Source organism: Synechococcus sp. PROS-9-1 (assembly GCF_014279775.1).
Classification (GTDB): domain Bacteria; phylum Cyanobacteriota; class Cyanobacteriia; order PCC-6307; family Cyanobiaceae; genus Synechococcus_C.
The window spans coordinates 780,373-794,937 of record NZ_CP047961.1 but is presented as its reverse complement, the minus strand read 5'-3'; the positions used below and the strand labels follow the sequence as shown (position 1 = coordinate 794,937).

General features: G+C 57.7%; 16 protein-coding genes and 1 pseudogene. 12 read left to right on the top strand and 5 right to left on the bottom strand.

From position 1 onward, the window contains the following. Nucleotides 1-7: 7 nt before the first annotated feature. Both crtL and gyrA read right to left on the bottom strand, forming a co-directional pair. A complete protein-coding gene (gene crtL / locus SynPROS91_RS04225; RefSeq protein WP_186518672.1) occupies nt 8-1,240 on the bottom strand; it encodes a lycopene beta cyclase in 1,233 nt (410 codons plus the stop codon). 2 nt (nt 1,241-1,242) lie between these two features. Further along, nucleotides 1,243-3,864: a DNA gyrase subunit A gene (gyrA, locus tag SynPROS91_RS04220; RefSeq protein ID WP_186518670.1), complete on the bottom strand. Its 2,622-nt coding sequence runs from the start codon at nt 3,862-3,864 to the stop codon at nt 1,243-1,245. Between the two features lie 130 nt (nt 3,865-3,994). Between gyrA and SynPROS91_RS04215 the strand changes: the two genes are divergently transcribed. From SynPROS91_RS04215 to rsmD, 5 genes and pseudogenes are all read left to right on the top strand, one after another. Continuing rightward, nucleotides 3,995-4,654: a CAAD domain-containing protein gene (locus tag SynPROS91_RS04215; RefSeq protein WP_186518669.1), complete on the top strand. Its 660-nt coding sequence runs from the start codon at nt 3,995-3,997 to the stop codon at nt 4,652-4,654. A 60-nt stretch (nt 4,655-4,714) separates the two neighbouring features. Continuing rightward, complete coding sequence (locus SynPROS91_RS04210) at nt 4,715-5,878, top strand: GuaB3 family IMP dehydrogenase-related protein (protein WP_186518667.1); 1,164 nt, start codon at nt 4,715-4,717, stop codon at nt 5,876-5,878. Between the two features lie 198 nt (nt 5,879-6,076). Next, entirely contained in the window at nt 6,077-6,400 is a 324-nt protein-coding gene (gene trxA, locus SynPROS91_RS04205; RefSeq protein ID WP_186518665.1) for a thioredoxin, read from the top strand. 41 nt (nt 6,401-6,441) lie between these two features. Continuing rightward, a complete protein-coding gene (gene hisH, locus SynPROS91_RS04200; protein WP_186518663.1) occupies nt 6,442-7,092 on the top strand; it encodes an imidazole glycerol phosphate synthase subunit HisH in 651 nt (216 codons plus the stop codon). 7 nt (nt 7,093-7,099) lie between these two features. Next, nucleotides 7,100-7,591, top strand: a pseudogene (gene rsmD, locus SynPROS91_RS04195) (16S rRNA (guanine(966)-N(2))-methyltransferase RsmD); the annotation flags it as partial. 58 nt (nt 7,592-7,649) lie between these two features. On the opposite strand, the gene petG reads toward rsmD, so the two are convergent. Beyond that, nucleotides 7,650-7,763, bottom strand: a complete 114-nt coding sequence (petG, locus tag SynPROS91_RS12160) for a cytochrome b6-f complex subunit V (RefSeq protein WP_071778027.1) — start codon at nt 7,761-7,763, stop codon at nt 7,650-7,652. A gap of 56 nt (nt 7,764-7,819) precedes the next feature. Here petG and SynPROS91_RS04190 point away from each other — a divergent pair, with 56 nt between their 5' ends. From SynPROS91_RS04190 to ruvC, 6 genes are all read left to right on the top strand, one after another. After that, on the top strand, nt 7,820-8,209 hold the full coding sequence (locus tag SynPROS91_RS04190; RefSeq protein WP_186518659.1) for a cytochrome c: 390 nt from the start codon (nt 7,820-7,822) through the stop codon (nt 8,207-8,209). Further along, entirely contained in the window at nt 8,206-8,934 is a 729-nt protein-coding gene (locus SynPROS91_RS04185) for an RNA methyltransferase (protein ID WP_186518657.1), read from the top strand. The genes SynPROS91_RS04190 and SynPROS91_RS04185 overlap by 4 nt, the downstream gene beginning before the upstream one ends. A 109-nt stretch (nt 8,935-9,043) precedes the next feature. Continuing rightward, nucleotides 9,044-10,090: a serine hydrolase gene (locus SynPROS91_RS04180; RefSeq protein ID WP_255439983.1), complete on the top strand. Its 1,047-nt coding sequence runs from the start codon at nt 9,044-9,046 to the stop codon at nt 10,088-10,090. Between the two features lie 14 nt (nt 10,091-10,104). After that, nucleotides 10,105-11,493 (top strand): DUF3370 domain-containing protein, encoded by a 1,389-nt coding sequence (locus SynPROS91_RS04175; RefSeq protein ID WP_186518655.1) that lies wholly within the window; start codon nt 10,105-10,107, stop codon nt 11,491-11,493. Beyond that, nucleotides 11,490-12,578 (top strand): magnesium chelatase ATPase subunit I, encoded by a 1,089-nt coding sequence (gene bchI, locus SynPROS91_RS04170; protein WP_186518653.1) that lies wholly within the window; start codon nt 11,490-11,492, stop codon nt 12,576-12,578. Before SynPROS91_RS04175 ends, bchI begins: the two co-directional genes overlap by 4 nt. 6 nt (nt 12,579-12,584) lie before the next feature. Next, on the top strand, nt 12,585-13,067 hold the full coding sequence (gene ruvC / locus SynPROS91_RS04165) for a crossover junction endodeoxyribonuclease RuvC (protein WP_186518651.1): 483 nt from the start codon (nt 12,585-12,587) through the stop codon (nt 13,065-13,067). Between the two features lie 250 nt (nt 13,068-13,317). Here the strand turns inward: ruvC and SynPROS91_RS04160 are convergent, their stop codons facing one another. Beyond that, entirely contained in the window at nt 13,318-13,488 is a 171-nt protein-coding gene (locus SynPROS91_RS04160; protein WP_186518649.1) for a hypothetical protein, read from the bottom strand. A 332-nt stretch (nt 13,489-13,820) separates the two neighbouring features. Between SynPROS91_RS04160 and SynPROS91_RS04155 the strand changes: the two genes are divergently transcribed. Beyond that, complete coding sequence (locus SynPROS91_RS04155) at nt 13,821-14,171, top strand: hypothetical protein (protein ID WP_186519443.1); 351 nt, start codon at nt 13,821-13,823, stop codon at nt 14,169-14,171. A 22-nt stretch (nt 14,172-14,193) separates the two neighbouring features. Here the strand turns inward: SynPROS91_RS04155 and SynPROS91_RS04150 are convergent, their stop codons facing one another. Further along, on the bottom strand, nt 14,194-14,529 hold the full coding sequence (locus SynPROS91_RS04150; protein WP_186519441.1) for a hypothetical protein: 336 nt from the start codon (nt 14,527-14,529) through the stop codon (nt 14,194-14,196). Nucleotides 14,530-14,565: the final 36 nt, after the last annotated feature.

Below are 14,565 nucleotides of genomic sequence, written 5' to 3'. Positions count from 1 at the left end.
AAATTGATCACGACGACTTCCGAGGTGCACCAAGCACCAACCCGCGCCGCACATCCCAAGGTGAAATCGCAAACAAGCGCAGCATCACAGCCATCAGTTGCGGCAACGGCAACGTGTTGGTGAGGAAGCCACTCCAATCCTCTTGAGACAGCTTAAAAAAGCTGGTGAAATGGCGGCGCAAAAGCCGTTCATCGAAGCGCATCAAACGGCCTAAACCAAACTGAAACAGGCGATGGCGTAGCACCAACTCCATCGGCCACAGCGCCTGCCAACCCACGCGCGCCAGCGCTGCAGATCCCATTGCTGGTTGCTCTTTTAAAGCCGCGGCCAAGGCTTCTGCCAAACCTGGCCCGCGTCTTAACAGCGCTCCCACCATGTAGCCCGAAGCCGGATGCACCATGCTCGCCGCGCCGCCAAAGGCCAACACCGGCTGATGGAAATCCGGCAACGGCAAATTCATGGGGAACAAGCAATGCTCCTCATCCATCACCTCGGTGATCGCGTTCCCCGCATTAGCCAGGCGTTTCTCTAGGCGTTGCTTTAACTCAGCTTCAGGAAAAGCCGGTGCGAGGGCTAGCGATGTTTCCTCCAGGAAATACACCCCATCACCAAAATCCATCGCATACAAAAAGGTAGGGGGCTGCTGGCGTTGCTCTTCGCTGAGGTGATCGCAGCGAAAATCCATCAGCACAAATTGGCCAGGCTCCACCGGAGCTTTTTCAAAGCGACCCACCACGCCATAGGCCGCTTGCCCAGCGACAGGCCCTTGGTCCGGCCGGCGGATGTGCGGCGATCGGTGACCTGAAGCGTCAATCACCACCCGGGCCAGGCGCCGCTTCCCCGAGGCGCAATCCACCCTAGTGCGATCAGCCTTCAGCTCGATGCGATCGACGCTGTCTTGATGCCAGGTCATGCCCTGGCCATGGCCCAGCCAGTACTGCTGCAGCTTGTGGCGATCAAACAGCCCGTAATCCAGCCCGTGCTGCGTGGGTTGATCGTCTGCATCAGAGCCACCCGGGCCATAAAAACTCACCGTGTGACTCCAGCGGTGCTCGAGCAATTCCTCAAGACCCAACAGCTCAAGTTCCTTCGCCCAGATTCCATAGGTGTTCGGCCAAGGGGCATCCACCCGATTCGGTGCAATTCCCTCAACCCGCACCCCGCGTTGATGCAGTTCGGAGGCGATGCAAAGGGCGGCAGGACCGCCACCCATCACCAGCACATCCGCGCAATCAGCCAAGGTCAGCCCTCAGCTGATGGTTCAGACGACTCCTCTGCACTGCCTTCGTTGTCGTCGTCCATTTCAGCTTCAGGTGGAACCAGCACCACATCGGCTAAACGGTCACCCTTATCGAGCCGCTGCAAGCGCACACCCGTGGCAGCACGGGATTGCTGCGGGATGGCATCAGCACTGGTGCGCACAATCACACCTTTTTCACTCACCAGCAGCAGCTCTTCACCCGCACCCAACACCCGCAAGCCCACAAGCTCATCGGCATCGGTGCGGAACTTGATCGCGCGCAGGCCCATGCCAGCCCGCTTCTGCAAACGGAACTGCGTAACCGGCACCCGTTTGCCAAGTCCTGAGGCCGAGGCCACCAGCACCCAAGGGCCTTCCGCCACCGCAGCAGTGTCGCCCTCATCACTGCCTTCATCGCCCTCCTCGCTACTGGCAGCGATTTGATCCGCCAACTCCACCGGCAACACATCCATGCTCACCAAGCTGTCGCCTGCGCGCAGATTCATCGAGCGCACACCTCGAGCCGTACGGCCCAACGGGCGCAGCTCGTTGTCATTGAGCCGGAAGTGGATCGTCATTCCCGCCCGTGACCCAATCAGCACGCTGTCTCCCGGTACAGCAAGCCGCACCCAAGTGAGCGCATCACCCTCTTCCAGGCCGATGGCAATCAAGCCGTTGGAGCGGATGTTGCTAAAGGCTGAAAGACGCGTGCGTTTGATGTATCCGCCCGTGGTGAGCATCAACAGATCGGTGTCATCGTTGAATTCCGACACTGCAAGCAGCGAGGTAATCGCTTCTTCCCGAGGGATCGGCAACAGCTGCACAATCGGTGTGCCCTTGGCAGTACGGCTGCACTGAGGCACCCGGTACGCAGGAACGGCATACGACACACCGCGATCGCTGAACAGCAGCAAGGTGTCGTGGTCGTTGCAGCCAATGAAAAGCTTGACCGCTTCTTCACCTTGGCTGCGGGTCCCGGCTTTGCCGCGCGTGCCACGGCTGGTGGCTTCAAATTCACTCACCGGCATCCGCTTGAGATACCCCGTTTCGGTGAGCAACACCACGGAGCGCTCATTGGCGATCAGATCGATGTCCTCCAGACCACCGGCAAGATCAAGAATCTCGGTGCGGCGAGGTACGGCATGGCGATCGCGCAGCTGCCCCAGCTCGTCTTCGATGATCCCGAACACCCGCTCCCTACGGCCAAGGATGTCCTTGTAGTCGGCGATCTTCGTGACAAGATCCTCGTGCTCCAAGCGGATCTTGTCCGCTTCTAAAGCCGTGAGACGCCGGAGCTGCATCTGCAAGATGGCGTCTGCTTGCACAGCAGACAAACCATGGCGCTCCTGCAACTGGGTGCGCGCTGTTGCTGCATCGGGCGCAGCACGAATCAGGGCAATGATCGGGTCGAGTTGATCCAGGGCCAGCAACAAGCCCAAGAGGATGTGATCGCGCTCTTCCGCCTTGCGCAGCAGATAGCGCGTGCGCCGTTCAATCGTCTCAACTCTGAACTCGAGGAACACCTCGAGCATCTTGCGCAAGGTGAGCAGGATCGGCTCGCTGTTCACCAACGCCAGCATGTGGGCGCTGAAATTGCTCTGGAGCGGGGTGAGTTTGTAGAGGTTGTTGAGCACCACCTGCGGATAAGCATCGCGGCGCAGCTCCACCACAACGCGCATGCCATCGCGATCGCTTTCATCGCGAATATCGGAAATGCCTTCCAGCTTCTTGTCGTTCACCATCTCGGCGATGCGTTCAATCATCGCCGCCTTATTGGTCTGGTAAGGCAGGGCCGTGATGATCACCGCATCACGATCCGGGCGACCGGTCGCCTCGATCGTTTCGATCCCAGCAACCCCTCGCATCGTCACCGAGCCGCGCCCGGTGAGATAGGTCTCACGAATTCCGCTGCGACCCAGGATTTGACCGCCGGTGGGGAAGTCAGGCCCTGGGATCAGGGTCATCAGCTCCTGTTCTGTGATCTCCGGGTTGCTGATTAAGGCCAGCAGACCAGTGATCAGTTCTCCAAGGTTGTGCGGAGGAATATTGGTGGCCATGCCCACCGCAATCCCAGCTGATCCATTCAGGAGGAGCTGGGGGATCCGTGATGGCAGAACGGTGGGTTCTTGCTGCGAGCCATCAAAGTTGTCGGCGAAGTCAACCGTTTCGGCCTCGATATCTTCAAGGAGGCTGTCGGTGGTGAGCGCCTGCAACCGCGATTCGGTGTAACGCATGGCGGCCGGTGGGTCGTTGTCGACCGAGCCGAAATTGCCATGCCCATCAATCAGGGGCATGGACATCGAGAAATCCTGGGCCATGCGCACCAGGGCGTCGTAGACCGCCGTATCACCGTGAGGGTGGTACTTACCAAGCACCTCGCCCACCACACGGGCGCACTTCCGGTAGGGCCGATCACTGGTGAGCCCGAGCTCGTACATGGCGTACAAGATTCGCCGGTGCACAGGCTTGAGCCCATCTCGAGCGTCGGGCAGCGCACGCCCAACGATCACGCTCATCGCGTACTCCAGATAGGAGCGCGACATTTCCTTGCGCAAATCTGTCTGGATGATCCGTTCGTCGGATTCGCCGGGACCGCCGTTGCCGGGTCCCACTGGATCCGCCATACAAGACCTAACTGCCTTCCCTCATCTTATCGCGGGAAGGACGCTGAAATACGTCAGGGTTTGCTGCGTCTTCAAAACGGCACGAGAAAACGCCCTTAAAGTTGCGCATCCGCGCAGTGCTACCAAGGCCATGGAAACCGATCCGATCAATCCGTCGCCCTCTGACTCCACCCCATCGATGGAGATCAACAGCACCGATCCGATCGCATCAGGTTCGCCAGCACCTGAGCCTGCAGCAGCAGATTCAGCAGCTGCGCCAGAGCCTTCAGAACCAATTCAAGCGGAGCCACAGACACCAGAACCCGTCAGTCCAGTGGCCCCGATCGCGCCAGTCCCTGTGATTGCTCAGGAACCAGAGACTGCCAAGGAACCTGCTGTGGCATCCATTCCAACGCCCGCAGCCTCTGAAGCGATCGCTGAGCGCATCCAAGTAGCAGCCACCGCTAGTACGGAAGACACCTCCAGCGATGGCGGGGAGTGGGATCTCCTGAGCTCCAAAGTGCGCCAGTGGTGGAATGACAACAACCTTGTTGAGCTCTGGCAACGTTCCCGCAGGCCAGTGTTTCTGGTTGTTGGCCTGATTGGCTTGACCCTGCTGATCAGGATTTACAGCGGAATCCTGGCGGCGATTGGCAGCATCCCTCTCGCTCCAAGATTGTTTGAACTGGTAGGCATTGGGTGGGTGATCTGGTTCTCAACCACGAGGCTGATTCGTAGCGAAGAGCGAAAAGCTCTCATTGCAAACGTGGGCGGGATTTGGTCCGCCTTCAGGGGCTCCGTCCGTCCCTGATCACTGTCACGGACTGCATGACAGGTTGGTAGTTTGTGCTGATCTTTAGTACGACTCCCGGTGGACATTCAGCTCGGACGCTCCAAAGTTGTTCGCCGGGCCTATGGCATCGATGAGATCGCCCTGGTGCCAGGGGGTCGCACGGTTGATCCGGAGGTCACCAACACCAGCTGGTCCCTGGGCGGAATCGAACGTGAAATCCCGATCATTGCCAGTGCGATGGACGGAGTGGTGGACGTAGAAATGGCGGTGCGGCTCTCCCAACTCGGAGCGCTTGGCGTCTTAAATCTGGAAGGAATTCAGACCCGCTACGAGGATCCCACCGAGGCTTTGGATCGCATCACAGCCGTCGGCAAGGACGACTTTGTGCCGTTGATGCAAGAGATCTACAGCAAACCGGTTCAGGAAAGCCTGATTCGCAAGCGCATTGAAGCGATCAAATCCCAGGGCGGAATTGCAGCTGTGAGCGGCACCCCCGTTGCGGCATTGCGCTTTGGCAAGGCGATTGCAGAGGCGGGAGCCGATCTGTTTTTTGTGCAAGCCACCGTGGTCTCCACAAACCACATCGGCCCTGAAGGACAAGAGACCCTCAATTTGGAAATGCTTTGCCGCGACATGGGTGTTCCCGTGGTGATCGGCAACTGCGTCACCTATGAGGTGGCTCTCCAACTGATGCGCGCTGGTGCTGCAGGCGTGATGGTGGGTATTGGTCCTGGTGCTGCCTGCACCTCCCGTGGCGTCCTGGGCGTCGGCATTCCCCAAGCCACCGCGGTTGCCGATTGCGCCGCTGCACGTGTTGACTACGAAAAAGAGAGCGGTCGCTACGTCCCGATCGTTGCTGATGGCGGAATCGTCACCGGTGGTGATATCTGCAAGTGCATCGCCTGTGGTGCTGATGCCGTGATGATTGGATCCCCCATTGCCCGCTCAGAAGAGGCACCAGGCCGTGGATTCCACTGGGGAATGGCCACCCCAAGCCCAGTGCTCCCGCGTGGCACTCGAATCAATGTTGGCAGCACCGGCAGCCTCGAACGCATCCTGCGAGGTCCAGCCAAACTCGACGATGGAACCCACAACTTGCTTGGTTGCCTGAAGACCTCGATGGGAACCCTCGGCGCACGCACCATCAAGGAGATGCAACAGGTTGAAGTTGTAGTGGCGCCATCGCTGCTTACAGAAGGAAAGGTGTATCAGAAAGCCCAGCAGCTAGGGATGGGCAAATAAGCCTTAATCTCAGGGCGTGCGGGCTTCGGCCCACACACTCCTCACACCCCCCGGCCCGACGCGTTCGGGCTTTTTGTCTTCGCCCAACGTCGTTCAACTCAGAACTCGAAACCGTCACAGTTCTGTAGAGCCCACTAAGAATCCGAGAAATCTTCGGAAGTCGTTGCTAAATTCACTTGAATAACGACGACAAATGGAATGTCCAGCGCTACCGCTGTAACCGACGCATCCTTTGAAAAGGATGTCCTTCAAAGTGACGTTCCTGTCTTAGTTGACTTCTGGGCTCCCTGGTGTGGCCCCTGTCGCATGGTGGCTCCGATTGTTGACGAGATCTCCAAGGAATTCGAAGGCAAGATCAAAGTCTTCAAGCTCAACACCGACGAGAACCCCAACGTCGCCAGCCAGTACGGGATCCGCAGCATCCCCACTCTGATGGTGTTCAAAGGTGGGCAAAAAGTTGACACCGTTGTTGGTGCCGTTCCTAAAGCCACCCTCTCCGGCACGATTTCGAAGCATCTCTGACTCCAAACGGGTCTTCGCTATTCGCCTTGCTACTCATCCCCATGTCTCGTTCAGTTCAGACCATTGGACTGATCGATTACGGCATGGGGAATCTTTTTTCTGTTCAAACTTGCTTTAAGCGCTTGGGGAGTTCCCTCAAGGCTGTGCAACATCCAGACGATTTAGAAGGCTGCCAGGCCTTGATTCTTCCTGGTGTTGGAGCCTTTGACCCAGCCATGGATCGCTTGGAAGCTACAGGGCTGATCCCTGCATTACTCGCTTGGAACAAAGCCGATCGTCCACTCCTAGGGATTTGCCTGGGTTTGCAGCTGTTGTTTGAGTCCAGCGAAGAAGGCCAACGCAAGGGACTTGGCTTGCTCCCTGGACGGGTGAAAGCACTTCCGAAGGGCCAGGGAGAGCGCATCCCACACATGGGCTGGGGCAGGCTGCAGATCGATCGCCCTTCCCCCCTACTTCCTGATCCTTCCAGCACGGAATGGATGTATTTCGTGCATTCATTCGCCGCTGAGCCCCACGAAGCGCAGGATCGAGCGGCAAGCGTTGAATTCGGTTCAGGGCATGCCACGGCAGCGGTTTGGCGCAATCGGCTGGGGGCCTGCCAATTTCACCCTGAAAAATCCGCCCTCACGGGGCAGCGTTTGCTGTCGCGATGGCTGGAATGGCTGCACCAGGGCGCGCCGTTAATGCCGTGAGGATGCCGTGAGCGGCCTGCTACGTCTCAGCGGGGGTCGTCGCCTACGCAGTCCTGTTGGGACCAGCACCAGGCCCACCACAGCCCGTGTGCGCGAAGCGGTCATGAACATGCTCGCCTCAGAGCTGCAGGACGCCTCCTGGCTCGACCTTTGCAGCGGTAGCGGCGTGATGGGATGCGAAGCCATCGAACGCGGCGTGAGCAGGGTCTGGGCCGTGGAAAAGGATCCCAAAACAGCCTCCGTCTGCCGAGACAATCTGATGCTGATTGCTGGAGGCCGTTCGCCTTCTCCAACCGTTGAAGTGATCCGTCGTGATCTGGTGAGTTGGCTGCAAACAGGCCGTCCAAGCTCCCTACCCGCGTTCGATGTCGCCTATTTCGATCCTCCCTATGGATCTGAGCTGTATGAGCCCACCTTGCTTGCATTGCTGGAGGGCAACTGGCTCACCAGCCAGGGATTAGTGATCTGTGAACACGCCCGCCATAAAAAATTGACCGCAGCATCGCCCTGGACGGTGGTGGATCAACGACGATATGGAACGAGCGCCCTCTTGCTGCTCAGCCCCCCAGAGCACTACCCCGGCGGTACTGATTCCAAGCGGCAACAAACAACCCCATCAGGGTGATCGGGATCAACCCCAAAACAATGCCGCAAAGAAGGGGTTCGATCATGTCGTCGCGCCCAATGAAAAGATTGAGCACAATTGTTCCATGGCCTGGTCTCTTCTGTGACGGCACCGTCATCAACTGCTGCAGCAATCCCAGAGCGGAGTCGAGGGCTGATCGCGGCCCTCACCGTTCTCGCGGCGATGGCTTGCATCGTCTTGTTGGTGTGGATGCTGGGCAACACACGACAAGATCCATACACCAAAGCAACGCTTGCCCTCGAAGGATCAGAGCAACACGGTGGTCAGATGTTCCGCATCAATTGCGCCGGCTGCCATGGCATCGCAGGCCAGGGCCTGGTTGGGCCGAGCCTGAAAGGGGTGAGCGATCGGCGCAGGGACATGCAGATCATTCACCAGGTGGTGAGTGGTGAAACACCGCCGATGCCCCGCTTTGAAATCGAGCCACAAAACATGGCTGATCTGCTCGCCTATCTCAAAACACTGTCTTGACATTGACCGTGGTGCTGGTCGAGCCGGCGGGACCTCTCAACGTCGGCAGCGTGGCTCGATTGTGTGCCAATTACAACATTGAAGATCTCAGGCTCGTGGCCCCCCGCTGTGACCCCAGCGATCCAGAGGCTGTGCGCATGGCCGTCCACGGTGATGCCGTTCTCCAACACGCCGCCATTTTTCCCTCGTTGCTCGAGGCTGTCGCGGATTGTCAACAGGTGGTGGCCAGTTGCGGGCGCATCGATCACGGCGAGATCCCCCTGCAATCCCCCGAGGAGATCGCGCCCTGGATTCAAACGGGTAGGACGCAAGGTCTGCGCTCGGCCCTGGTGTTTGGGCGGGAGGATCGAGGGCTCTCCAACGAAGAACTCCTGATCAGCCATCGGGTTTTCAAGTTGCACACCGGAGACACATACCCGTCTCTCAACCTCTCCCATGCCGTCGCTGTGGTGCTGCATGAGTTGGAGCGAGAACGGCGCTTGCAGGCCAAACCAGCTGCACCAGTGAGCGAGATCCCTGCCAGTGCTCCTGAGCTCGATGGTTGCCTGCGCGATGCTGAAGAGCTTCTGCTCGAGGTGGGCTTCCTGCTGGAGCACACAGCAAGGGCGAGAATGGCCAAGGTGAAAGGCCTCGTGCAACGGGGCCTGATTCGCAGCGATGAAGTGGCTCTGTTGCGCGGCATGGTGCGTCAATTGCGTTGGGCAGCGAGGCGCAACCGCTCGTAACCTCAGGCTCTCCTGCTCCACCCCCTTGGGCTCCAGTCGTTCCAGTCGTTCCAGTCAACAGTCCCCAGGTTGGGGGCGTCCACTGAGGTTGCTGCTGCGCCTGGTGCTGATGGGTGTGGGCCTGGGCGTCATCACAGGATCGGCCCTGAAGCTGGCAGGTCCTGCTGTCCAACGCGGAGATCTCACCCTTCCCGGCTGGCTCACGCCAACAATCACACCAGCCAAACAAGAACAACCAGATCCAGCGGCCGCTGTGATCACTTCAACGAGCAGCACCGACACGCTTGGGCACTTTGAGACCAAACAAGAGCTCAGCGCATTGAGCAAACGCTGGGAGGTGCTAGCAGCCCAGGATCCAGACCTCCAGGTGAGTGCCTTCATGCTTGCGCTCGATGATGGCCGCTACGCCCAGCTCAATCCAGACACGGCATTGCCGGCCGCAAGCGCCATTAAAACTCCGATCTTGCTGGTCGCCCTCGAGGAAATCGATGCCGGCAGGTTGAGCTGGAATGAACCGCTCACCCTCAGCAAAACGGTGGTGGGAGGCGGCGCCGGCTGGATGGCCAGCAAGCCACTGGGGACCCGCTTCCCCACCCATGAAGTGGCCACAGAGATGATTCGCATCAGCGACAACACCGCAACGAATCTGCTGATTGAACGGGTAGGGGGTCAAGAGGATCTCAACGCCCGCTTCACCAGCCTGGGGCTCAGCGCCACCAAGGTGAACAACTGGCTTCCGGACCTAAAGGGCACCAACACCACCAGCGCCCGTGATCTAGCCAGAGCGATCGCCCTTGTGGATACCGGAGAAGCGCTCTCGATTCGCGGCCGCGATTTATTCCGAGAAGTGATGGGCACCTCCGTGACCAACCGCTTGCTCCCCGGTGGACTGCTCAAAGGCCTGGGTGGCTCCCAGGGCAAACCCGATGACAGCCTGATGATCAAGGGCTATCGCGTGTTCAACAAAACCGGCGACATCGGCATCGCTTATGCCGATGCCGGGCTGATCGAACTCCCCGATGGTCGCCGTGCCGTTGCGGCCTTCGTGGTGAAAGGTCCATTCAATGATCCCCGCTCCACGGAACTAATCCGCAACATGGCTGCCGCCATGGCACCAATGCTCAAACCCAAGCCAGCGCCTCCACGTCAACGCTGATTCCTGTTTTCACCATGCGTCATTCTTCGCTGCTGGCCCTCGCCGCTTTCTGCCTCATCACCATCCCTGGCGTGCCATCCCGTGCGGCCCCCCAGGCGCAAGGTCCGTTCCTACGCGAGCAGCAGCTGCGTCCACTTCCCGGCCAATTGGATGAGCTGCTGCTGCTCAATGACAACAACCCCGAGCTGATCACTGCTGAAGGGGTGCTGCTGTCTACCTTTCCCGCCAACCAGGGGCTCAATGTTGCCTTAGACGGACGTTTTGACCTGTTTAGCCACCACGTGTACGCCGGCAAGCCAGAGGAGCTGGCCTCCACCCTCTGGCTTGCCGTGCTTGCACAACCAGTTGGAACGGAACCGGTCACGCTCGATGTGATCAGCGGCAGCACCTCGCTGTCCCAGGGCACCAAGCCAGGGCAAACAGCAGCCCCGTTCCTCCCTCTGCCCTCCCTGATGGCGGAAACCACCACCCCGATCGCCTCTGGACCAGGAAGCAGGGTGGCTGGGGACTTGCTTCGAGGCGATCAGGCGCCCGAGCTTCCCAAGCAAATCAAGATTGGCCCTGGGCATGCCAGTGCGTTGCTGGTTCTTCCCATTCCCGTGGCAGGACTTGACCCCTTGCTCAATGGCCGAAACCTGCAGCTGCGGCTGAACAGCTCCGCACCGGTGTATGTCGCCACCGTGGCGGCCTACGGCAACAACGACTCTCCACCCAGCGATCAACGCTGGAGAGCACTGCTCAGCTCAGGAACACTCAGCCCAAAAGAACATCAGCCCACGCCACGAGGCAGCAAGGGTCGGATGATCTACTCGCGGGTGAGTGGCGTTCAAATCGGCAGCACCTGGACGGGAAGCTTGACTGATCCAGGCTCCAACACCCTGAACATCAACGAAGCGCCGATCTCGTGGCCGATCAGCAGCCTGGAGCGCGGCGATCTCGGCACCGCTCAAGTGCAAACAGCTGAACTCCAAAGATTTGACAAAGGAACGGCCTGGGCCGCCCACGGCAATTACGGCGTGGAATACGACCTCAGCCTTCCTCTGCATAACCCCGAGCACAGCCAACGAACGGTGGCGATCGCCCTGGAATCCCCCGACAAACGGGGCAGCAGCAACGGCAAATTGCAGTTCCAACCTGGCAACAGTGGCCCTGTCATGTTTCGCGGCCCCATTGAGGTGACGGGCCTTGATGGAGCCAACGGCAGGGGGATGGGACGGCGGCGCTTTCACCTCGTGTTGCGACGTGGTCAGGAAGGACCAAAACTGGGGACTGTGTCTCTAGCGCCAGGAGAGAGCCGGCGAGTGCGCGTGCGACTGGTCTATCCCGCCGATGCCACACCACCGCAGGTGCTCAGCGTGCTGCCTGTGAAACAATCCAATTCAACAACCGACGTTCACCCGTGAGTTCACCGCGCAAGCGCAGAGTCTTTCCCTTCACCGCCGTCATCGGCCAGGAAGAGATGAAATTGGCGCTGCTGCTCAACGTGATCGACCCGCGCATCGGCGGCGTGATGATCATGGGAGACCGCGGCACGGGCAAATCCACCACGATCCGAGCGCTTGCAGACCTGCTGCCCGGCATTGAGGTGGTTGCGGGCGATCCCTACAACAGCTCACCAACCGACCCTGACCTGCAGAGCAGTGATGTGAGGCAGCGCTTGGAACACGGTGAAGCTTTGGGTACGGAGCAACGCCAGGTGCCCATGGTGGACCTTCCCCTGGGGGCCACAGAAGATCGCCTCTGCGGCACGATCGACATCGAAAAAGCATTGAGTGAAGGCGTCCGCGCCTTTGAACCAGGCCTACTCGCCAAAGCCAACCGCGGCCTTCTCTACGTCGACGAAGTCAACCTGCTCGACGATCACCTGGTTGATGTTTTGCTCGACTCGGCCGCCTCTGGCTGGAACACCGTGGAACGCGAGGGGGTCTCCGTGCGTCACCCCGCCCGCTTCGTGTTGATTGGATCGGGCAACCCGGAAGAAGGGGAGCTGCGCCCCCAGCTGCTCGATCGATTTGGGATGAGTGTGGAGGTGCGCACCGTTCGCGATCCACAATTAAGAGTGAAAGTCGTGGACCAACGCACGGCCTTCGACAGCGACCCTGACGCCTTCAGCATGAGCGTGACGGCAGCCCAAGAAGCTCTGCAAGCCAGGGTGATGGAAGCTCAGCAGCGCCTAGAGCAGGTCACGATTGACGATGACTTGCGTCTGAGCATTTCATCGGTCTGCGGAGAATTGGACGTGGATGGATTGCGTGGCGACATCGTGACCAACCGAGCAGCCCGTGCCCTAGCCGCCTTTGAAGGGCGCACAGAGGTCAGCGAAGACGACGTCGCTCGCGTGGTGTCCTGCAGCCTGCGCCATCGACTGCGCAAAGATCCCTTAGAACAAATTGACTCCGGTGATCGGGTCGTGAAGGTGTTCTGCAAGGTGTTTGAGCGCAACGAATCAGACGATCGCTCTGAATTCGAACTGGCCTTGGCCAGCTAATTACCGTTGCGCATCCTTGGCATTGATCCAGGCCTGGCTCGGGTCGGCTACGGGGTGATCGATGTTGAGCCGCGCAAGGGGACACAGGAAGGCTCACAACGGATGGTCGACTGCGGAATCATTCGCACCGATCCAGGCCGAAGCGAGGGAGAGCGAATGGTGGAAATTGCGCGTGACCTGCGCCAAATCATTCGCATCCATCAACCCGAACTGGCCAGCGTGGAGAAGTTTTTCTTCTACCGCTCAAGCAACACCATCGCCGTTGTGCAGGCCCGCGGGGTATTGATCATGACGCTCACACGCTTTGGGCTTCCGATCGTGGAATTCCCGCCGATGCAAATTAAGCAGGCGTTAACAGGACATGGCCACGCAGACAAAGACGAAGTGCTTGAGGCCGTGATGCGGGAACTTAATCTCGAAACCCCACCGCGACCCGATGATGCTGCCGATGCTTTAGCAATAGCACTTACTGGTTGGTTTCAACGTTAAATAGAGGGAAAGGCTGAGCAACAAAAAACTAAACTAAGGCATCTAGAAGTATTTAAAAAACCATTTACATTAAAGACTGATGTAAGACTATGTTAGAAAAATGAACCCAATTTTAATACTTGAAAGGGTTAGTCATATGTGAAACCGAATTCAGTATTTGGAAAATCCGAACAAAAATCTAATAGGACTGATATTGAAAATCAAAAAAGTGGAAAAAGAAACAAGCCACTGATGCAGCTGCTGCCAATTTTCAACCGATTAATTGATCGACGGAGAGGATTGAAGAGATGAGAGCGACGTTGAGGGCAAGCAGCAGCCCAGCGACCGAAAGAGTAATCATTGTCATATTTTGACAAATACAAACGCCACACTGCGAGACGAAATCTGCAGCAAAACCGAAAATCGCAGGCAGCGAAGCCAAAACTCAGCTGCACTTAGCGCCCCAGGCCAACTGGATCAATCGTGACGAGCTAGTGATTATGAGCTTGGATGGTTAGAAGCAGCGATGGGATTGCCACATGGGATCTGATACGGAAATTTGGCCAGTGGTAATCGTGGCGGCAACGGTTGTGATCCTCTTCATGGAGATGGCAGCCTCCAGCACTGGAAGCCTGTAGTGCATAGGTGCCTGCGGCTAGAAAGCCTGCAGCTTGTTGAAGCAAACCTTCTCAAGCTCCCAGCAATAGGTGTGCTTTTGATCAGTAACCACGAAGGAAAGCTGCTATCAATAGGACATTGGTTGTCCTGCTTCTAATGAACGAGAAGATGGAACAGAGCCTGAACTGGCTTGGGCTCACCGCAGACGAACAGGCAAAGATATACAAGAAGGTTCCCGAACCTGCAAAAGAATTTGGCGAGTTCTACCGCATTGCCGGTGAAATTTATTACGCAGGTAACGACAGCAGCTGGTTTATCACAATCCCGAATGCATACCGAACCCTCTACCCAGATAGGTTTGCGTACCAAGAAGGCAAAGCCGAAGAATCTGCCTTTATCCACACACAGGTTATCGAATGCCTCACTGGGGAATTCAACGAGGATGCCGTTTTAGAAGACTATATTGGCGTAAGAAGAGAACATGTCGGAGAATTCTCAATCTGTTAGGCAAATAATCTTTGGGCAACTCCTAAATCACTGGAAACGAGAAGACAGAAGCATCAGAAAGCGTTTTCGTAATCGATTCTAAATACGTCACATAATCCTTCATCAAAGACTCTCTCATCCAAATCGCATAAATCGTAAAACCATTTTGATCAACCGCCTTAACCCTGACACCATCAATTTGCTGTCGAACCCAAGAGCCAGAGTTATTGCTTGGCTTGATAAAAGCATCAAGCTCCTCCTTCAGAATAAAATCTATAACGAGACTCTTGTCCACGCACAGGCGTACAAATTGCACAACATCTTCAACCGATGCGAGTCGATGAAGAGTGGTAATAGCATTGGATTGGATTAGGTCCATCGTCAATGGAAAGTACTAAAAAGCCCAAAAGAAGAA